Origin of the sequence: Aequoribacter fuscus (assembly GCF_009910365.1) — a bacterium.
GTDB classification, from domain to species: domain Bacteria; phylum Pseudomonadota; class Gammaproteobacteria; order Pseudomonadales; family Halieaceae; genus Aequoribacter; species Aequoribacter fuscus.
The window spans coordinates 67,785-88,639 of sequence record NZ_CP036423.1 but is presented as its reverse complement, the minus strand read 5'-3'; the positions used below and the strand labels follow the sequence as shown (position 1 = coordinate 88,639).

At 51.9% G+C, this 20,855-nt stretch carries 18 protein-coding genes and 1 pseudogene; 14 read left to right on the top strand and 5 right to left on the bottom strand.

Features of this window, described 5'->3' with window-relative positions:
* Positions 1-14: 14 nt before the first annotated feature.
* Positions 15-459: pseudogene (locus EYZ66_RS00395) on the top strand (ATP-binding protein); the annotation flags it as partial.
* A gap of 907 nt (positions 460-1,366) precedes the next feature.
* On the opposite strand, the gene EYZ66_RS00390 reads toward EYZ66_RS00395, so the two are convergent.
* Positions 1,367-4,336, bottom strand: coding sequence for a TonB-dependent receptor plug domain-containing protein (locus EYZ66_RS00390; RefSeq protein WP_160195543.1), 2,970 nt, complete (start codon positions 4,334-4,336; stop codon positions 1,367-1,369).
* 178 nt (positions 4,337-4,514) lie between these two features.
* Here EYZ66_RS00390 and EYZ66_RS00385 point away from each other — a divergent pair, with 178 nt between their 5' ends.
* Together EYZ66_RS00385 and fghA are read left to right on the top strand one after the other, a co-directional pair.
* Positions 4,515-5,624, top strand: coding sequence for an S-(hydroxymethyl)glutathione dehydrogenase/class III alcohol dehydrogenase (locus tag EYZ66_RS00385; RefSeq protein WP_009576313.1), 1,110 nt, complete (start codon positions 4,515-4,517; stop codon positions 5,622-5,624).
* A complete protein-coding gene (gene fghA / locus EYZ66_RS00380) occupies positions 5,617-6,462 on the top strand; it encodes an S-formylglutathione hydrolase (RefSeq protein ID WP_009576312.1) in 846 nt (281 codons plus the stop codon). The genes EYZ66_RS00385 and fghA overlap by 8 nt, the downstream gene beginning before the upstream one ends.
* A 7-nt stretch (positions 6,463-6,469) precedes the next feature.
* Here fghA and EYZ66_RS00375 read toward each other — a convergent pair whose 3' ends face one another.
* On the bottom strand, positions 6,470-7,090 hold the full coding sequence (locus EYZ66_RS00375) for a DNA-3-methyladenine glycosylase family protein (RefSeq protein ID WP_009576311.1): 621 nt from the start codon (positions 7,088-7,090) through the stop codon (positions 6,470-6,472).
* Positions 7,091-7,191: 101 nt separating this feature from the next.
* Here EYZ66_RS00375 and EYZ66_RS14330 point away from each other — a divergent pair, with 101 nt between their 5' ends.
* The 3 genes from EYZ66_RS14330 (at position 7,192) to EYZ66_RS00360 (ending at position 10,587) form a co-directional block, all read left to right on the top strand.
* Positions 7,192-7,665, top strand: coding sequence for a methylated-DNA--[protein]-cysteine S-methyltransferase (locus tag EYZ66_RS14330; protein WP_009576310.1), 474 nt, complete (start codon positions 7,192-7,194; stop codon positions 7,663-7,665).
* A gap of 73 nt (positions 7,666-7,738) precedes the next feature.
* The gene (locus EYZ66_RS00365) at positions 7,739-9,748 is read left to right on the top strand and encodes a TonB-dependent copper receptor (RefSeq protein WP_160195542.1); all 2,010 of its coding nucleotides are present in this window, start codon (positions 7,739-7,741) and stop codon (positions 9,746-9,748) included.
* 11 nt (positions 9,749-9,759) lie between these two features.
* Complete coding sequence (locus EYZ66_RS00360; protein ID WP_009574550.1) at positions 9,760-10,587, top strand: class I SAM-dependent methyltransferase; 828 nt, start codon at positions 9,760-9,762, stop codon at positions 10,585-10,587.
* Between the two features lie 21 nt (positions 10,588-10,608).
* On the opposite strand, the gene EYZ66_RS00355 is transcribed toward EYZ66_RS00360, so the two are convergent.
* Complete coding sequence (locus EYZ66_RS00355; RefSeq protein WP_009574551.1) at positions 10,609-12,063, bottom strand: RimK family protein; 1,455 nt, start codon at positions 12,061-12,063, stop codon at positions 10,609-10,611.
* A 191-nt stretch (positions 12,064-12,254) separates the two neighbouring features.
* On the opposite strand from EYZ66_RS00355, the gene EYZ66_RS00350 reads away from it, so the two are divergent.
* The 5 genes from EYZ66_RS00350 to EYZ66_RS00330 all read left to right on the top strand — a co-directional run bounded on the left by EYZ66_RS00350 (position 12,255) and on the right by EYZ66_RS00330 (position 15,597).
* Complete coding sequence (locus tag EYZ66_RS00350; RefSeq protein ID WP_009574552.1) at positions 12,255-12,680, top strand: potassium channel family protein; 426 nt, start codon at positions 12,255-12,257, stop codon at positions 12,678-12,680.
* Positions 12,681-12,693: 13 nt separating this feature from the next.
* Complete coding sequence (locus EYZ66_RS00345) at positions 12,694-13,176, top strand: GNAT family N-acetyltransferase (protein ID WP_009574553.1); 483 nt, start codon at positions 12,694-12,696, stop codon at positions 13,174-13,176.
* Between the two features lie 70 nt (positions 13,177-13,246).
* Entirely contained in the window at positions 13,247-14,332 is a 1,086-nt protein-coding gene (locus tag EYZ66_RS00340) for a sensor histidine kinase (RefSeq protein WP_009574554.1), read from the top strand.
* A 2-nt stretch (positions 14,333-14,334) separates the two neighbouring features.
* Entirely contained in the window at positions 14,335-15,147 is an 813-nt protein-coding gene (locus tag EYZ66_RS00335; protein ID WP_009574555.1) for a LytR/AlgR family response regulator transcription factor, read from the top strand.
* Between the two features lie 9 nt (positions 15,148-15,156).
* Positions 15,157-15,597, top strand: coding sequence for a VOC family protein (locus tag EYZ66_RS00330; protein WP_009574556.1), 441 nt, complete (start codon positions 15,157-15,159; stop codon positions 15,595-15,597).
* Here EYZ66_RS00330 and EYZ66_RS00325 read toward each other — a convergent pair.
* Complete coding sequence (locus tag EYZ66_RS00325) at positions 15,571-16,305, bottom strand: GMP synthase (RefSeq protein WP_009574557.1); 735 nt, start codon at positions 16,303-16,305, stop codon at positions 15,571-15,573. The two genes, EYZ66_RS00330 and EYZ66_RS00325, sit on opposite strands and share 27 nt — an antisense overlap.
* Positions 16,306-16,331: 26 nt before the next feature.
* Here EYZ66_RS00325 and EYZ66_RS00320 point away from each other — a divergent pair, with 26 nt between their 5' ends.
* The 3 genes from EYZ66_RS00320 (at position 16,332) to EYZ66_RS00310 (ending at position 20,264) form a co-directional block, all read left to right on the top strand.
* The gene (locus EYZ66_RS00320; RefSeq protein ID WP_050793350.1) at positions 16,332-16,889 is read left to right on the top strand and encodes a phosphatase PAP2 family protein; all 558 of its coding nucleotides are present in this window, start codon (positions 16,332-16,334) and stop codon (positions 16,887-16,889) included.
* Positions 16,889-17,965 (top strand): MJ1255/VC2487 family glycosyltransferase, encoded by a 1,077-nt coding sequence (locus EYZ66_RS00315; RefSeq protein WP_009574559.1) that lies wholly within the window; start codon positions 16,889-16,891, stop codon positions 17,963-17,965. The genes EYZ66_RS00320 and EYZ66_RS00315 overlap by 1 nt, the downstream gene beginning before the upstream one ends.
* A gap of 61 nt (positions 17,966-18,026) precedes the next feature.
* On the top strand, positions 18,027-20,264 hold the full coding sequence (locus tag EYZ66_RS00310) for a tetratricopeptide repeat protein (protein WP_050793351.1): 2,238 nt from the start codon (positions 18,027-18,029) through the stop codon (positions 20,262-20,264).
* Here EYZ66_RS00310 and EYZ66_RS00305 read toward each other — a convergent pair.
* Positions 20,251-20,826, bottom strand: coding sequence for a YceI family protein (locus EYZ66_RS00305; protein WP_009574561.1), 576 nt, complete (start codon positions 20,824-20,826; stop codon positions 20,251-20,253). The two genes, EYZ66_RS00310 and EYZ66_RS00305, sit on opposite strands and share 14 nt — an antisense overlap.
* Positions 20,827-20,855: the final 29 nt, after the last annotated feature.

Genomic DNA, 20,855 nt, shown 5'->3' with positions numbered 1-20,855 from the left:
TAGCAAATTAGTGGAGACTCAACTTGGCAGTCAGCTTTAGTCAGCTTGCGGTGCTGCGGGGCTTGAAAACACGCTTCGCAACTGCCGCGGACCTTATGCTTGAACTCTGGCTCAAGGACGACCGTAAGCCTATCTGAGACGAAGTGTGCTGGCGCCGAAACTGCTGATCGTAGATGAGATCGTACCTGCCAATCGGTCGTGAAAAAGGCCTATCTCTTCTTCAATGTCATCGCCCGGCGCCATGAACAAGGCAGCATTATCGTCACGAGTAATCTACCATTCTCTCAATGGTCAAATGCGTTCGCTGACGATACAACGCTAACCGCGGCACTTCTCGATAGACTACCGCGCCATGCTCATATCGTACAGATCAGTGGTGAAAGTTACAGGCTAAAGAGTCGCAAAGAGATTAGTGTCGTACCAACTGCTCTCGAAACGTTGGCAACCACACAGTACTAATTAGGGGCGGATCAATTTTACTTCTGCGATCCCGCCGGGAAGTGGGTCAAATTTAAACCGGCGTTGACAGTAACACATGCACCCTCTCCTGCGAAAAAATCTTATACGCTAGTTATCACATTATCCAGTGCTAAAAGGGCGTCATGCGGTTGCACAGAAACTCCATCACTATTTGCTACTTGAGACACTCGCTAGAAAACGAGTACGGACATTTACGTCATTGTTTAGAGCTTGTTAGACAACTTAAAGAGAGTCCGTTGCGGACCTTGGCGATCATATTAAAGCGCTGGATAGAGCCTCAAATTGCCATATGGATATTCTGAAGAAACAGTGGAGTCACTGAAGGCCTTCGTACGAAAATAGTGTAGACCCCGTCTAGCGGCGAGTTTTTGTCTACTGGGCCGTGATAGGCGGATTAGAGCGTGCACGGCATCAGCTTCTCGACCGCTCAGGATGCAGATCGATATTTGTCGATAACTTTAATTTGTAATAAACAGCCATCAAGTTAAAAAAAATGATTACGGATTGCTCCTTACCCCATGACACGACATTGTTAGGATTCGCAACATTTTTAACTCTATCGACTGCAATAGCGAGAACTTTCGACAATTAGTAATGCAATTCTATTCAACCAGATTTCCAGAATCGGCCGTTTGAAGTCGCATTACAGGTGTGTGTTGCGCGTCAGACGTGCGCTTTCAATAACATCTGATTTTGAATGTGCAAGCGCTTTTGGGGGAGAAGGAACTTTGTATACGAGCTTCCCTCGTGAAGATATCTACTCAGCTTGTCCCAAGTAGGAATGATCAGATTTAATCTTATAGTAGGAAGCCTCGCTTCGCGAGGCTTCCTTTTGCCACTCTACGGCCATTCAAAAGTGACAATGTTGAGCTAATAAGGAAGAACCCTAAAAGCGATACTTAACACCGCCGTATGTATACCTGCTGTCCCATACACGATATTGAGATCCCGTATAATTGGAGCCAGGTGTGGTTTCATTCTTGCACGTCGGACAAAATGGTGGCTGCTCATTAGTCACGTTATCGACACCCAAATAAACAGACCATTTGTCGTCAACGCTATACCGAGCCTGCAGATCTACATAAGTGATCGCATCAATTGCGTTCAAGCTGTAGTCTGACGCACTCTGCCCAACATCATCGAGTGCTTCACCATAATAGGTAGTATCAACTGACAATAGCCACTCATCGTACGACCAAACCAGAGACAACTTTAGTTTATCTTCGTTGTATCCAACCTCACCCGCGTAATCGAACTCATCATTCGCACCGGGGCTAGCATCATACTTATTGGTATCCAGCCGAGTATATATTGCACTGATATCCAGCTGACCGGGGACAATCCCTAAGGAGTCAAAGCGATATCGAGCGGATAGGTCATACCCCTCGGTCTCGTAAGCAGACTGGTTGATCCCGTAAGAATACCAATAACGGAGCTTACCAGTTCCAGGGAAGCGTTCATGGCCGTTACAAGCTGCTTCGGTTGAAAAATTTAGAGACTCGAAGCAAGTATTAATCAATCTTGTTGCGCTTATCGAGCTTATAACGTTTTCGATTTCGATTTTGTAATAATCTAACGAAACAACCAAACCATCAATATAGGATGGAGTCCATACTAAGCCAAACGTTTCAGTATCGGCGGTCTCTTCCTCCAAGTCAGGATTTCCGCCAACAAAACCGGATATGCCTTGGATATCTGGCTGTGTATAGAAAAACCCTGGCTCAATCTGACCACTATCCGGATTATAGGTTCCAGCAGCAGCAGTAGCAGCGACGTCTGGTATGCTCAGACAGTTCGCAACTACAGTTGGATCCATGTTGACCTCGGTCGCGGTACCTACACCCGAGCATGGGTCACTTATCGACGTATAAGTCTGTGCTTGACCTGCGAAAAGATCATCGATACTGGGGGCTCGCACCGACTCTGCCCAGACCGCACGGAACCTGAACTGATCGTTAATCATCCAGTTTAGCCCAAGCTTCGTCGCATCAACCGTGCCGGTAGTTGAATAATCATCTTGCCGGTACGCCATCTCAAGGTTTAGAGCCTCCACAAGTGGAATTTCACTCAACAAAGGGATCAGGGCTTCTAGGTAGACACCATCAACATCAAATGAGCCGTATGTCGCGGGAATGCGGTTACCGCCATGCAGCCCTTTTTGCTGAAGGTCATCTGGGACGTCCTCAGAACGCTCGTCACGCCGCTCAAAACCAAACGCGTACGAGATTTCCCTGTCCAAAAGATCAAATGATCCGGTGAAATTCATTGCAAACACTCGCTGCTCTAGCTCAGAAGTCGTGCTGGGGCGATATCTAACCCAATCAGCCATCTCCGGCGTTATGGAGCCGATACCGAAAAGATTGATGGGCACACAGCCTGCAGCTCTGGCCACAGGGTCTGCACACACAATATTACCACTGCTATCCACCTCCGCATCAAGAGCATCTCTGAAAGCTAAAGCATTGAATTGTCCACCACTCAACTGATCTCGTGAAGCTTTACCGTATTGATAGTACCAATCGTAGTCTAGACCAAACAGTGACCCCTGCGAACCGAAGGCAACTCGGAGCGTCTCTCTAGTATTGCTTGCTCCTCTGGCACCAACCTCCTCTAGGCGCCGAATAAACGGAATATGGCCATTCCAATCCGGGTTTCCTGCGTTGGCCGCCACGGCTGCATCAGCTATTTCCTGAGGTACATATGGATTTTCGTAATGATAGCCAAATGTTCCAAGCCCACCGTAGACGTCTTCCGAAGACATTGGGAAAGGCTCAAGTGCCGAAACACTCTGTACAGAGGTAAAACTAATTTCAGTGAACCCTTTGTGATTATCAGAGAAGTCGTATGTAAGCTTTGAATAAAGGCTCTTACGATCAATTGGCACCTCAAGTTGACGGAAGTAGGTTCTGTTAAAACCACATGCTGCACCGCCTCCGGCTGCTGAGTAGTCAACCACCGTGTCAGAGCTCAATACACGATACTCATTACGTTCAGAGCAATCAAATGTGAGCAGTCCAGTGCCATCAGCGATATTACCGGACGGGAAAAACCTGCCTTGCGGGATATAAGAGGAATATGCAGGATCCTCGACAAGCGAATCATACGGAGCACCGTAATCAGCTCCATAATAATAACCATAGTAAAAAACATCATTTCCTGTGTAGGGTTTACGATCTCTCGCAAAGACGCTTCCTTGCTCATCAACCCTTAGGTTGACAATCGCATTACCTTTGCCGTCGGAAAAGTTGGAACCAGCAGTGATTGAAAATGAACTCGTATCTCCATCACCCTTGTTATAGGCACCAGACATAGCCTCGACTGTGACACCCTCGTAGTCGTCGCGCAATATCACGTTTACGACCCCAGCGACGGCATCAGAGCCATAGACGCTCGATGCTCCGCCGGTGATAATCTCTAATCTTTCAATAAGATCTGCCGGAATTGAGTTTAAATCGACTATAGATGTCCCAGGGATACCCGGAACCCATCGTCTACCATTTACAAGTGTAAGCGTACGGGAATCACCCAAGCCACGTAAATTGACGGTGTTTATGCCGGAGCTACCAACGGTGAAATTACTATTGCCTCGGGTGCTACCCGCGGCGCCTGCCTGGGGAATTTCATTCAAAATGTCGTAAACGTTTATCGAACCTGTAAGTTCAATTTGCTCTTCACCCAACGAAACCATCGGCATCGACGAATCAGCATTATCTGGCCTCTTAATGCGCGATCCTGTGACCAAGACTTCTTCTATGCCGTCTTTCGCCTGCTCTTCATCCTGGGCATACGATACGAATGGTAGGCTCACTACCGCCGCCACTGCCAAAGACATTGGCGTCAATTTAAATAAGTTCATATTTCACTTTGCTCCATTTTTGTTAAGGCTTATGCTCAAGCGCGCAGCGCTTCCCAGAACACGCCACTTTCCATATTGGAATAAATTGATACTCGAATAAACCCTAGATCGGTGGTAATTTTGCACAATTTAAGTTTACCCTAAGATTGATGTTCAATAACACAGGAGTTTTGAAAGCATGAAAACCCAAGCCGCCGTCGCCTTCAAAGCCGGAGCCCCGCTTGAAATTTGCGAGGTCGACCTCACAGGCCCTAAAGCGGGCGAAGTCTTGGTCGAGATCAAAGCCACCGGGGTATGCCACACCGATGCCTTTACACTGTCGGGTGACGACCCGGAGGGGGCTTTCCCAGCCATATTAGGTCACGAAGGCGCAGGCATTGTGCGCGAGGTGGGCGCGGGTGTGACCTCGTTAAAACCAGGTGATCATGTTATACCCTTGTACACCCCCGAGTGCCGAGAGTGCGATTTTTGCCTTCACCCCAAAACCAACCTGTGCCAAGCCATTCGCACCACGCAAGGCCAGGGCGTTATGCCAGATGGCACCAGCCGCTTTAGCTTAGATGGCACCCCCATTCTGCACTACATGGGTTGCTCGACCTTTTCAAATTACACCGTACTACCTGAAATTGCCTTAGCAAAAGTGCGCGAAGACGCACCGTTCGACAAAATCTGCTACATCGGCTGCGGCGTCACTACGGGTATTGGTGCCGTCGCTTTCACCATGAAAGTCGAGCCCGGCTCAACCGTTGCGGTTTTTGGTCTCGGAGGCATTGGTCTTAACGTGATTCAGGGCGCCAAAATGGTTGGCGCAACCCGTATTATTGGCGTGGACTTAAATCCCGAGCGCGAAGCCCTGGGGCGCCACTTTGGTATGACCGACTTCGTGAACCCTGCAGACTGTGAAAATTTGGTAGACCATATCGTACAAATGACCGGTGGTGGCGTCGACTACAGCTTCGAGTGTATCGGCAATGTGAACGTTATGCGTGACGCACTCGAGTGCTGCCACAAAGGCTGGGGGCAAAGTTGTATTATTGGCGTCGCCGGCGCGGGACAAGAAATTTCGACCCGACCCTTCCAGTTAGTCACAGGGCGATCATGGCGCGGCACCGCCTTTGGCGGCGCCAGAGGCCGCACCGATGTGCCAAAAATTGTGGATTGGTACATGGAAGGTAAAATCAACATCGATGACCTGATCACCCACACCATGCCGTTAAGTGAGATAAACACCGCTTTTGACTTGATGCATGCCGGTAAAAGTATCCGCTCGGTCGTTTTGTATGATTAACATTCTTTCGCGCACCAAGGTCTTTGGCGGCGAGCACATTCGCTTCTCGCACGAATCCCAGGTCAATAACTGCACCATGACGGCGGCCGTGTTTCTGCCGCCGCAAATTCGTGAATCTCAAGCCCCTTTGTTGATCTGGCTGTCGGGCCTGACCTGCAATGACGAGAATTTTATGACCAAAGCGGGCGCTTTTCGGGCAGCCGCCGAACTGGGCCTAGCGATTGTGGCACCCGACACCTCGCCGCGCGGCGAGCATGTGCCTGACGACCCCGAGGGTGCCTACGACTTTGGCTTGGGCGCAGGGTTTTATCTTAATGCCACACAGGCACCCTGGGATGAAAACTATCAGATGTACGATTACATCGTGTCAGAATTACCCGACGTATTAGACGAGCACTTCCCGGTCGATACCGACAACATGTCGATCTCGGGCCACTCAATGGGCGGCCATGGCGCGCTAACCATTGCATTAAAGAATCCCTCGCGCTTTCAGTCGGTATCAGCCTTTGCCCCCATTTGTGCCCCCATGGATTGCGCTTGGGGCGAAAAAGCATTTTCTAACTACCTCGGCGACAATGAAGAGGATTGGGCTAAATACGACACCTGCGCGCTCATCGAGGCCGGCGCTCCCGAGCTACCCACACTTATCGATCAGGGCTTGGCCGATTCGTTTTTAGAAGAACAACTGCTCTTAGATGAGCTGGAAGCGGTGTGCGAAGACACCGGTTACAACGCCATCATTCGTAAACACCCGGGTTATGATCACTCGTACTTCTTTATCAGCACCTTTATTGAGGACCATATCCGCTTCCATTGGGACCATTTACGCCAAGCCTAAGCTAGCACTACACGTCGGTCGTCGCCCCGTAGTAGTGCCAGGCCAACAGCGATAACGCACTGCGATGCGGACGCCAGCGCTCGCCCCACTGCTCTAGCTCAGCTTCGGTCAAGCGCCCCGAGGCACCCACCATGCGACTGATACCTACCCTAACGGCTAAATCACCCGTGGGCCAAACGTCAGTGCGCTGCAGGTTGAAAAGCAAATACATATGGGCGGACCAGCGGCCAAATCCCGGCAGCGCAGTCAAAGCCTTAACCACGGATTCATCGTCCATGCTGGGAAAGTCAGCTAGCACCAACTCTCCTGTGAGCAAGGCGTCCGTCAGCGCACGCAAATAGCGTATTTTAGGTCGCGACATGCCGACTGCTCGCAATTCGTCGTCGCTGAAACTGGGAATGTTACTGTATCCCCCGTCACCCAATAAATCCGATAGGCGCTGATTAATGGTCGCGGCCGCCTTAGTGCTTAATTGCTGTCCGACGATGATGCGCACGAGTGCCATATCGTCGGATTTGCCCACGCGCTCTGGCGGGTAGCCTACTTGCTGGAGTGCTTGTGCAACGTACTGGCAACGATCGGCGAGCGTATCTAGAGCTAAACACACGTCAGGGTAAGATAAAGGCATGTTTTGATTTGCTCCGCTACGATGTGATTTGAGTCGTTTTGATGTAAGGCACACACCTGGCCCATGGCATACTGTAGCAACATTCACGGGGAATCACGATCATGTATTTCTGCTACCACAGCTCACCCTTAGGCACCCTGCGCTTGGCGGGTACCGATCAAGCACTGCACCAATTATTCTTCCCGAACGCTTTTGCGGTAGGCGAGGCTCCCGACGACTGGACCTATCAAGAGGAGCCGTTTACCGCAGTGCGACAACAGCTCGACGCCTACTTTGGCGGCAAGCTAAAACATTTTGAGTTAGATCTAGCACCAAGCGGAACCCCGTTCCAGCGCGATGTGCTTAAGGCACTGCAGCAAATACCGTATGGCGAAACGCGTGCGTACAGCGATATTGCCACGCACATCGGGCGCCCCAAAGCGGTGCGCGCAGTGGGAGCTGCCAATGGCCGCAACCCTATCGCTATCATTATTCCGTGCCATCGAGTCATAGGCCGCAACGGCTCGCTTACTGGATTTGGTGGCGGTTTAAAGGCAAAACAATCGCTGCTGAACCTAGAGGCCAACCACTGTTGAAGTGTGCGCTTTTGTCGCACGCCTTGCTCTGTATCGGGCTTTAAAATACGCGTTTTTGATGCAGGAACGATCAATGCAACGCTCTAGAATTTACTTGGCTTTAAGCTTTGCCTGCTTAAGCGCTCAAACCCTAGGTGATACCCAAAATCAAGAGGAGATTATCGTGACCGCGCCCGCGATGGCTGCACCACTCACGGTAACCATTGATGCCAAGGCTCCGCAACAGCCCATGCCGGCTAACGATGGGGCCGCATTTTTGAAAACGACGCCGGGCTTTACTGTGATTCGCAAAGGTGGCACGAGCGGCGATCCGGTATTTCGAGGACAGGCGGCGTCGCGCCTAAATTTAGTCATGGATGGTATGGCCTTTGGCGGCGGTTGTGGCAGCCGCATGGACCCGCCCACGGCCTACATTTTCCCGGAAAGTTACGACACCGTGACGATTATTAAAGGCCCGCAAACCGTTGCGCATGGCGCTGGGCACTCTGCGGGCGTGGTTTTATTCGAAAACACCGCTAAGCCAGCAGACGGGTTTTCCGGCGACCTGAGTCTGTTGAGCAGCGCATGGAACCGCACCGACGCTCTGGCCGATGTCCATTGGGCCAACGCCCAAGGTTTTGTCGACTTGAGTGCTAGCCACGCCGAATCAGACGACTATGAAGATGGTGCTGGCAAAGAAGTCCACAGTGCTTACCAACGTCGCAGTGGCAGCATTCGTGTAGGGTACACGCCCACGCCACTCACCGAACTGTCTATTGACTTCACCCAAAGCGAGGCCGAAGCGGCTTACGCAGATCGCGGCATGGACGGCGTTGTATTCGACCGCGAGAGCTATGGCATCACCGCTCGCCATAACGGCATCAGCGAACATCTTAGCAGCGCCGAAATCAGAGCCTACCACACCTACATTGACCACGTGATGGACAACTACAGCCTGCGTGATAAGGCCCCGATGATGGGCTATATGGTCAGTAATCCTGACCGGTCAACTGACGGCATTAATGTGACTCTGGAATGGCATTTGACCGACGCTCGCAGTTTAACGACAGGCTTAGTTTGGCAAAGCGATGAGCGTAGTAACCGATCGATGATGGGCATGACGAAAGCCATGGCAGACACCTACACAAGCAAACCTCGCCTGGTCGATTTAAGCACAGAGTCTGTGGGTGTGTTTGCAGAGTTAGAGCAACAATTAGACGATCAAACCCGCTGGATTAGCGGCTTGCGCGTCGACGACTGGGATGCCGACCGTTTAGGGCTTGCGACGCCAGTGAGCGCATCTGAGACTCTCAGTGCGGCATTTACTCGGTTTGAATATGACTTTGCCGATGAATCGGCAACCACCTACTTTGGTATCGGCTACACCGAGCGCCCGATGGATTACTGGGAGGCCGTCAGCGCCGGGGGACTTACCGCCACTGCACAGCTTAAACCCGAAGCAACCACCCAAGTTGACCTAGGATTTTTGTGGCGCCAAGGGCAGTGGAATGGCTCCGTCTCGGCATTTTACGGACTCGTGGACGACTACATTTTGATTTACTCGGGCATGATGCCCAGCCCTCGTTTACATCAGTGCGCCAGTGGCATGATGAGCGTAACCTGCAGCGGCAATATCGACGCAGAACGCTACGGGTTTGAAGCCGACGTGCAGGGTCAACTCAGCAGCAAACTCAGTGTGAAGGCCAACGTAGCTTGGGTTCGCGCCTATAACGACACGCACGATCGTGCGCTGGCACAAACACCCCCGCTCGACCTAACCGTGAGCCTAGAACATAAAGGGAAGGCTTGGACGAGTGGTGTTGTAGCGCGCTATATCAGCGAACAAGACCGTATTGATCGCGGCTATGGCACCATCGTCGGCCAAGATATTAGCGCCACAGGCGACGCCACGATCTTATCTGTGCACACCTCAACCCAACTGGCGAGGGATGTGGTTTTAGCTTTAGGTCTGGATAACATTGCCGATACCGACTACGCCGAGCATTTGTCACGTGCGGGCAGCGCAGTTGAAGGCTACCCAGCAATTGACAAGGTCAGCGAGCCTGGCCGAACATGGTGGGCTAAATTATCGTATTCGTTTTAAGGTAGCCGCTTATGTCCCAAGACAACTCAGCTCAAAAGGTGTACTGGAATGATACTGCTGGCCCAAGCTGGGTGGCCGCGCAAGCCAATCTAGACGCCATGCTAGAACCTCTGTCGGCACAGGCGATTGCCAAAGCCGCAGCGCAATCCGAAGAGCGCGTATTGGATGTCGGCTGTGGTTGCGGGGCAACGACTCTCGCACTGGCTCAATCGGGGGCACAGGTCACGGGGGTTGATTTATCAGAGCCCATGATCAACCGGGCAAAGGAACGCGCAGCGGGTTATGACAACATTGAGCTGATCGTGAAAGACGCATGCGTCTACGACACTATGCATCAGTTTGATCTGATATTTTCGCGGTTTGGGGTCATGTTTTTTGCCGACCCCTACGAGGCTTTTGGGCATCTGCACGCGCAGCTTAAACCCAACGGTCGCCTTGTATTTATCTGTTGGCAAGCGCCTGACCAAAATCCCTGGATGTCATTGCCAGGGCGAGCGGTAGCGCCCTTTTTACCGCCCTTAGATCCTGCGCCACAACCTACCGACCCAGGTCCGTTCGCGCTGGCCAACCCTAACTACTGTACCGATATTCTGACACAGGCAGGTTTTCACAGTATCGAGCATCAAAGCATCGAGGCCGGTATGTATTTGGGTGCAGATCTTGATGAGGTCATGAACTACCAACGCTTTGTGGGTCCCGTTGCGCGCGTCGTTAAAGAACTGCAGGGCGAGCAGCAAGAGGCCGCCATCGCAGCAGCTCGCGCCGCCTTCGAGGCTCATATGACAGAATCAGGCTTAAGCTTACCGGGACGTGCCTGGCTCGTGACGGCTAGGGCCTAAGTCATACCAGAAAGGCGAGGCTTAGCGGCCTCGCGTCTCAAGCCTGGCGGCAAATTCAGACATTACAATCATATAAAGTTCGTCGCCAAGATAGCGGTTTTCGACACCGTGATCGATACTCGGATTGTCGTTGACCTCGATCACATACACCGATTCTCCACGTTGCTTTAAGTCCACACCGTACAAACCGTTACCGACCACAGCACAAGCTTTAACGGCTGCCGCAAGCACTTTCGTGGGCACCTCAAACGTCGGCATAGCGTCAAACCCACCCGATTTAGAGCGTGCGGCGCCATGATTGTAGATCTGCCAATGCTTGCGCGCCATGTGGTAACGACAAGCATAAATCGGTTTGCCGTTTAGCACGCCGATGCGCCAATCAAATTCGGTAAAGCAAAATTCTTGTACTAAGACCAAGGCGGTATTGGTTAACAGATCTTGTAACCGTTGTATCAGTGCCTCTCGATTATCGACTTTAAATACACCTAACGAGAACGAGCTCTCTGGCAGCTTAATAACCATCGGGTAAGTAAAAAGACCTTCAAGCATGTCCAATGTCGCTTCGCTGGCGTCAGCGACCACCTTAGTTTTTAAACTGGGCACCTGGCTATAAGCAAAGGCGTCGTGTAAAAACACCTTATTGCAGCATCGCAAAATCGACTTTGGGTCATCCATAACCACCAAACCCTCGCGCTCGGCCAAACTGGCCATGCGATAGGTGGGGTGGTCAATGGCCGTGGTCTCGCGAATAAACAAAGCATCAAACTGCGTCAGTCGCGTCACGTCTTGATGGGTAATTAACTCGGTGTTGATCCCCAGCTTACTGGCCGCTTTCCCAAAACGTCTAATCGCCTCTTTATCACTGGGTGGCAAGGGTTCATTGGGGTCGACCAGAATCGCTAAATCCCAGCGGAACTTGCGAGCAGAGACAGGCTTGCGCCAACCCTCGCTGACGTACCGCGACAGGGCATCTTCGAAAAACGTTCGCTCTTCGACTGACACCTCGTTTAAACCCATTCGTGCGACGCGGACTCGCAAATTGGGACCAAACGCCAAATTCACGCGCAGTAGCGGTGCTGGAAATCGTTCGAATAGGTGCCTGGCTAAGCGCGCCCATTTGGCTTCTAAGCAGCGTCCGACGAATACCGAAAACTCAATCGGCTCGGCAGTCACCTCAATCGAGCTGACGATGGCGGTCGGCAGTTCAATCCACCAATCGGCATCTTGGCTGGTTTGACGTAATTCGTTAATGGTCTGTACCGAAGGCAGCACCTTGTGCTGTCGTGCTTCCGCTAATAGCGAGCAATAGTAACCTTTGGATAAATAGTGCTCGGTGTCGCATAAATTCAATACTCGACGCTTGGCCTGGCCTAATTTTGGATAATCGCTCAGATAAGTATCGAACGAAATTATTTCAGCCGCATCCATGACTAAATCAGCGGTAGGGGCGTCGACAACGACAAGAGTTTTTAGCACGCAATTGCGCTCCAGATAAGAGTCTAAGAACCACCAAGAAGAGATGCTCTAGCGCCAGATAGGTGCTGTGACAGCGGCTGGGTGGACGCTTCGCAGATTACTCCCAATGTGTAAAAAAACAATATTTCCAAACGGATTAAAACAGGTAATTTTCAGCATACCGAGTATACTGACGCGCACAGGAGAGCCCCGTGATTCATATTTGGATAGCAAACAGTTTAGTCGTCGCGGTAGCCGTTGGTTTGCACTACGAATTCTTGTATCGGCTAACAAAATTCTTACCGCGGCTGCGGATTCGACACCGCTTCCGCATCGTCATTGGCGTGATTGCATCACTTATCGCCCATGCGCTGCAGGTATGGATTTTTGCACTCGCGTATTACTACATGCATCGCGGCGAGAATTGGGGGCAACTTGGTGGTGCATTCAACGGTTCTCTCACTGACGCCGCCTATTTTTCTTTTACGACCTATACCACACTCGGTTACGGCGACATTGAGCCCACAGGGCATTTGCGTTTTTTAGCGGGCATCGAATCGCTGACCGGTTTGGTTTTGATTACTTGGACGGCGTCGTTCTTGTACTTAGAAATGCGCAAAGACTGGGATATGCAGTGAGGTACGTTCCACCATGAATCAGATTGATATTCGCGCGGCCACGCCTGCAGACGTGCCTCGTATTCTTGAGCTTATAACCGCGCTGGCGATCTACGAAAAAGAACCCGATGCGGTGGTCGCTACAGAACACGATTTACACACCGCCCTGTTTGGCGATAAGGCACGAGTTCATGCCGTGCTGTGTGACATCGGCGACACTAACGTAGGCTTTGCACTGTACTTTTACAACTTCAGTACCTGGCGTGGCAAACACGGCATTTTCCTCGAGGACTTGTTTGTAGAGCCCGAACACCGCGGTAAAGGCGCCGGCCTGGCCTTACTAAAGTATCTGGCCAAAAAAGCGGTAAGCGAGGGATGTGAGCGCTTTGAATGGAATGTGCTGGATTGGAATACACCCTCGATCGAGTTTTACGAGAGCGTGGGAGCGGTTGCCATGAGCGAATGGATTGGGTATCGCTTGAGCGGTACCGCCTTAACCGAATTCGCCGCTTCATAAATACGATTAATCGAAACTGCGCTGCGACAGATAACCGCGCAAGACAGACGCGATCCGTTATACTCTGGCAATGAATCTACTCGACCCCGATCAAAAACACCGCCTATTTTGGTTGCTGCAAGCCGGCGGCTGGGCTGGTTGGGCTCTATCGTTTTACTTAGGCGCGACGGTTTGGGGTGATCCACCCGACAACTATGGATTCTATGTCCCAATCATCGCCGCTGTCGGCATGGCCCTGACCTTGGGTTTACGCTGGGCTTATCGTCTGACCTGGGATATGCGTTTTGTCGCCAGGGTCCTACCCTTTTTGCTGGGCTCTTATTTTGCGGGTGTGCTTTGGATGGTCGCTCGTACGTTCATCTTTTTTTCACTATTCCCCGAGCAAAAAGCCGCTTTTGGCATTGAATCCAGCGCGGAATTTTACAGCTATTTAGAAGGCGCGATTTCTGCTGCCTGGGTGATGTTTGGCTGGAGTGCCCTGTACTTCGGAATCAAGTACTATATTTTGCTGCAAGACGCCAAAGCCCGGGCGCTGACGGCGGCATCGGTGGCCAACGAAGCGCAATTGAAAATGTTGCGCTACCAGCTTAATCCGCATTTTTTGTTCAATACCTTGAATGCCATTTCGACCCTGGTACTTGATAAGGACACCAACTTAGCCTCTGACATGATCAACAAGCTGTCGAGGTTTCTGCGCCACTCGCTAGAAACCGACCCCATGACCCAAATTACGGTCGATCAAGAAGTAGCGGCACTAAAACTTTATTTAGATATCGAGCAGGTGCGCTTTGGTAGTCGCCTTGAAGTCCTTTTCTCTATTAACCCCGAGGTCAAACATGCCTTGGTCCCCTCTTTGATACTGCAACCCTTGGTCGAAAATGCCATTAAATATGGTATTAGCCAGTCGGTAAAAGGCGGCGCTATTGGCATTAGCGCCCACAAAGACGGCGATGATTTGCAGTTGATTATTTCTGACAACGGGCCCGGTTTAGATTTTAGTCAGGGCATCACACCCAAAGGCAGTGGCGTTGGTCTAGAAAACTGCCGAGAGCGACTAAAAGCGCTTTACGGTAGAAGCCAAAGTTTAAAACTAGGGCCTACGCTTCCACACGGATTAACAGTAACCATTAACATCCCTTTTAGCCAAGAGGCATAACCATGAGCCTACGTGCACTGATAGTTGATGATGAAGAGCTGGCCCGCCGTGGCTTGCTGCGTCGTCTAGAGACACTGCCCAATGTCGAAGTCATTGGGCAGGCAAGTAATGGTTTTGAAGCCGTGGAAATGATCGGTGAGCTAAACCCCGACGTCGTGTTTTTAGATATACAAATGCCGGGCATGAATGGCTTTGATGTCATTGCAAAGCTGCAAAGTGACACTCTGCCATTAATTGTGTTTACCACAGCATACGACGAGTACGCCGTCGATGCCTTCAAGGTGCACGCCATCGATTACCTGCTCAAACCCGTTGAAATTGACCGCTTAACCGATGCCGTAACAAGAGCTGCTGAACGCCTAAGCTTCGAGAAGAGTGACAGTTCGAAACAAGCATTACTCGACTTAATGATGAGCGCAACCACCAAACACCCCAAAGAGATCAGCGCGACCGACACCGAAAATACAAAGAAAGGCGATACTTGGCCTGAAAAAATAGCGATTAAAGACGGTAGCGATATCACCCTAATTCGAGTCGCCGACATCGAGTGGGTGGATGCTGCCGGTGATTACATGTGTGTGCATGCGCAGGGCAACACTCATATTATGCGCATTACGATGCGCCAGCTCAGCGAAAAGCTCAATCCAGACGTTTTTTTACGCGTGCACCGTTCTACCATCGTCAACGTCAATCTGATAACGGGCGCTCAAGCGTTGACCAACGGCGAGTACACGCTCACGCTTAGCAATGGCACTAGGCTCAAGGTCAGCCGCAGCTACCGTGACGTGATTAAACAGTTTTTATCGACCCATTAGGATAAACCCATGCAATATCTACACACCATGATTCGCGCCAGTGACCTAGACGCTACGCTGCATTTCTTTTGCGATTTGTTAGGTCTTGTCGAGGTCAATCGCTACGACAGCGAGCAGGGCCGCTTTACTTTGGTATTTTTAGCAGCGCCCGACGATATCGACCTGGCCAAAGAGCGCAAAGCACCCTTGGTAGAAATCACCTATAACTGGGACCCAGAAGCGTACACCGGCGGCCGCAACTTCGGACACCTCGCGTACAGAGTGGCTAACATTTACGAGCTGTGTGAGCGCTTACAAGCCGGTGGCGTCACCATTAATCGCCCTCCCCGTGATGGCCACATGGCCTTTGTGCGATCGCCCGACGGCATTTCCATCGAACTGCTGCAAGCTGGCGAATCTCTGCCCCCGGCCGAACCCTGGGCATCAATGCCCAATACCGGCGAGTGGTGATTTAGCGTCTTGTAAAAACGCGACAATGACGCTGGCCAAGGCGTCGCCATCATGGCCTTGGCTTAAACTGGCCAAGGCTTTGGGCAAAGCGTCATCGCCTATCCGGTCTTCGCGAGAGACCATGAGGGCCCGGGAGTACTCTGGCACAAACTCTGGATGCCCCTGAAACGTCAGTACAGAACCGCGCTTGTATAAAGCCGCGATGGGGCAAAAGTCGCTACTCGCCAACACCTCGAGTCCAGTCGGCGCTTGCTGCACCTGATCTTGGTGGCTCACCAACACCTTAAAATCGTCGGCGGGCATAGGCAGCCAGTCGGGTTTAGACCGCCATTGGTGACGATGTACACCCACACCCCATCCCCTATCGGATTTGCCGACATGTCCACCCAGTGCCTGCGCGACTAACTGATGACCAAAGCAAATTCCGATCAGCGGGATCTCAGCCTGCACCAGGTCACGCACAAAATTTTCTAATGGCGGCAGCCACTCATGGTCCTCGTACACACCCGCTTTCGAGCCGGTTACCAGGTACGCACCATGTTGGTCTTTACGGTCGGGGTACTCACCCAACTGCACGTCATACACCGAAAACTGTAAATTGGGGTTAGCCCACTTTAACACCGTCTGGAACATATCCGGGTACTCGCCGAACCGCTCAGCCCATTCGGGTCGCACCGAATCGGTTTTTAAAATCGCGAGAGATTTCATAAAAGCTCCAAAAAACGGTCACATAAATGCCATCAGCGCCTCGCATTCTTGGCACTATGAATATTTTATCTAGCCTACAAAATGTCGACCACGCCTTGTTTGCAAAAATCACTGGGCTTACGCGTTGTACCTTTTGCGTACCCATGGCGCGGATATTCTCCAAAACCGGCGACGGGTTGCTACATATTCTGGTCGCTATTGTACTAATGATGCTACATCCAATGCCCCAGCTAGTGGTGCTAGCCTTGGCCTCCACGATGCTACTCGAACGCGCACTGTACTGGCCACTAAAAAACTCATTAAAACGCTTGCGACCACCTGAAAAACTGAACGGATTTCACAGTATCGTTGTAGCGTCTGACCGATTTTCCTTTCCAAGCGGTCACAGCTCTGCGGCGTTTGCGCTTGCCATTCTGTTAAGCCTTGCTGTGGGCGGGTTTATGCCCGTACTACTGATTTGGGCAAGTTGCGTGGCTCTATCACGCGTCGTATTAGGCGTGCATTTCCCTGGCGACATCATCGCCGGGGCATTGCTTGGTACAGCCGTCGCTTTTACTAATGCAGCCTATTGGGGGCTTATCTAATGCGAATTTTGTATGGCGTTCAAGGCACGGGACAAGGGCATATTAGCCGCGCGCGAGCAATGGCAAAAGAACTGGCTCGATACCCAGAACTTGATGTGACCTGGCTATTTACCGGCCGATCCAAAAGTCGGCTGTTTGACATGGAGTGTTTCGGCGACTTCGAGTGGCGCAGCGGTCTTACCTTTGCCTCGCGCGAGGGGAAGTTGCACTACCTCGACACGTTACGCACCAACAACATACCTGCTTTTATTCGAGATGTGATACAGCTCGACCTTAGTAGTTACGATTTAATAATCAGCGACTACGAGCCCGTGACGGCGTGGGCCGCCAAGCTGCGAGGGCGCGAGTGCATCGGCATTGGGCATCAATACGCTTTCGATGGCTCCTCACCTGTGGCAAAAGCCAACGGGTTATCAAAAACCATCATGCGCTTATTCGCTCCTACAACCCGATCTGTCGGTCTGCATTGGTACCCCTTTAGTCAGAGCATCTGCCCCCCCATCATTGACCTACCAGAGACCGTACCCACAACGGGTAACCATGTACTGGTTTACTTACCCTTTGAAAATCAAAAAACCGTAACACAGTGGCTGCAAACACATCCTGAAGTAGAGTTTCGCCAGTATTCACCCGAGGTACAAAGCGAAACACTCACGAATGTCACGACCTGTCCGACCGACTACCAGGGCTTTAAGTACGATCTAGCCAACTGTAAAGGCGTCATCTGCAACTCGGGTTTCGAGCTGATCAGTGAGTGTTTGCAATGGGGCAAACCCGTACTGACGTTCCCAATGCGCGGCCAGATGGAACAGAGCAGTAACGCCCTAGCGCTAGATCAACTCGGGCTTGCCAACGTGTGTGACACCCTTGACCCCGAGGCCTTGAGCGCGTTTTTACAAAACCTGAGGCAACAGTCATCGATTAACTTTCCGAATGTTGCCGCGACCTTGGCGCGCTGGATTCGCGCCGGTGCAACCGACTCTCCCACATCACTAGCGGCAGATCTATGGCGAGGTGTCCGCATCTCTGCGCTTAATGCGCCGCAGCAGCAGACATCCAAGGCCGTTGCCGCGTAAGGTGATTCCATCATTTGCCTATTTAAGGTAGGGTTGCGGCTGATCCCAAAGCCTAATAACCATGCCTTTACTGCTTTTTGTTTTTTATGTGCTGAGCCTAAGCGCACCTGCATCCTCAGACGAATACCTAGGGTCTGAGGCCTGTGCGCTATGTCACCAAAATGAGTATACGGATTGGCGTGCCTCCCACCATCAGGCCGCTATGGCGAAACCCTCTCGTACGACCGTACTCGCACCCTTTGAAGGCGAGGAGTTTGCATGGTTCGGTAAAACGAGCCGTTTTCATCAGGAGGACGGTCGGTTCTTTATTACTACCGACGATACCAAGACAGGTGAAACGACTTTCGAAGTCGCCTACACCTTTGGCGTCTATCCCCTACAGCAATACCTTATTCCGACCGATAACGGGCGATTGCAAAGCTTTACCGTTGCTTGGGATGCGCGCCCAAACAACGAAGGGGGGCAGCGTTGGTATCATTTAACACCCGATGAATACATTGCTCCCAATGACCCTCTGCACTGGAGCGGGTTGTATCAGAACTGGAACAACTCCTGCGCCGAGTGCCACTCGACCGACGTTAACAAAAACTACGACGCAGCAAATGACAGCTACAACACGACCTTTAGCGAAGTATCGGTCGGTTGCGAGGCCTGTCATGGGCCTGGACAAGCCCATCTGGCATGGGCGCAAGGCGATCAAAGCCAAGCCGCACCACCGTGGCCAAGTCAACTTAAACAAAGAGCGCATTGGGCGTTTAACGATAAGGCCATCGCGCAGCGCGTCTCTGCGAACGATAACGATGCACAAATTAACACCTGCGCGCGCTGTCATTCACGACGCAGCCACCTGGGTGATTACCAACACGGACAAGCACTGTCGCAAACTCATCGCCTAGCTTTACTTGAGCCGGGCCTTTACTACCCCGACGGGCAAATCCAAGATGAGGTGTTCGTGCATGGGTCTTTCATACAAAGCAAAATGTACCAAGCCGGTGTCACCTGTACTGACTGTCACAACCCTCACAGCGGCAAAATCTACACGCAGACCAACGCGCTTTGCGCCAGCTGTCACCAGCCCGAGGTTTTCGACACCGCCAAGCACCATCACCATCAACCAAGCTCGGCCGGAGCACAATGTGTCGACTGCCATATGAGCACAACAACCTATATGGGGGTCGATGCGCGACGTGACCATAGCATGCAAATCCCTCGGCCTGACCTGACCATCAACACCGGCACACCCAACGCCTGCAACAAATGCCACGAGGATAAAACTGCCGACTGGGCAATGATGCACTTAAGCGAGTGGGGTCAGTTGCGACGCGACCAACAGACCGAGCGCACTCTAGCCTTTCATGCCGCGAGCCTCGGGCAAGCCAAAGGCCAGCAAACTCTGCAGGAAATCGCCTTGTCTGAGGCACAACCGGCCATTTGGCGAGCTAGCGCAATCAACGCCTTGGGATTGAATAATCAAAGTGCGCTGACGACCCTGCAGCTGGCGCTCACAAGTTCGGATCCCTTAATTCGCCAAAGTGCGGTGCGCCAAGCCGGTAACCTGCCAGACAATCTGAAGAACGAACTATTGCTACCTTTACTGGGGGATAAAGACCTCAGCGTACGACTGACTCTGGCATTTGCGCTCGCAGGCATAGCCGACGTCAACCTTTCTACAGCACAAGCACAGCAACTACGTACTCTCGATACCGAGTATCGCGCCATTGCTGAACGCCACTTGGATCAAGCAGAACAGCATCTCAGTTTAGGCGACTACGAGACACGGCAGGGCAATATCGAAGCGGCATTACGTCGCTACCAAACTGCCTTAACAAAGAACCCCCAACTGTTAGCAGCCTACATAAACAAGGCCGATGTCGAGGCAAACTCTGGCAATAACCAGGAGGCTATCAATACGCTCGAACGTGGACTGACACAGATCGCAGATAACCCTGACCTTGCGTTTGCCTTGGGGCTCGCCCATATCCGCAATCAGGATTACCGCCAAGGATTAACGCAACTGGCGAGTGCTGCTAAAGCGGAGTCCGCTCGCTACCGCTACACCTACGCCATCGCGCTGCACGGTCAGGGCAAATTGCACGACGCCATAAGAACACTCAGAGGCGTTAGCCGCAAGTGGCCCAACAACGAGGAGGCTTTGCAGGCTCTGGTGCAGTTCGCGGCGGAAGCGGATGACACGCGCACCGCACTCGAGGCGGTGCGCCAACTTACCGAGTTAGCGCCAAATAATCGCCAGTATCAGGTCTGGCGCCAGCAACTCGAACGAAGCGCTATTGCGCGTTAGTCAGACGTAGATTAAAACTCACAGGTACGGTCTGCCCAATGGTTTTGAGCCCGGCCACCACGCGCAATGCCTCAACGCCCTCAGCCAAACCAAAATCAGCAGCTCGCACTAGAATGGGGTTCACCGTGCTCACGTACAATGCACCCTCTGCCTGGCTGACCCACACATCGGCAACCACCGCCTGAGCAGAACCATGCAGACTCAAGGTCAATGGAATACTGGCCATTTGCGGCGCCGCACCCAAAGAGGCCAAATCGAGCTCGCCCAAGTTGCCGCTCAAGGTCGCCTTTGGGAACTCTGCCACTTTGAACAGCATCTCGCGCATGCGCTCATTGCGAATACCGATGCGCGTTTCGACGCTTGCAAGCTCGATGTCTGCGCGTATCTCTCCAGCTTCTGAGACCGCCACATCAAAAACCTCAAAAGCATGCTGCTCGACCACACCCGCGTTTTTATCACTCAAAAACGTCAGAGTGGATTGGCTTGAATCGAGCTGCCAATCTGCCCATGTGCCTGCACTGCTCAACATCAGTGCCGCCGCCATTATGCTCTGCTTTAACATCCTTCTACTCCTAATGTCGCAAGGGACCC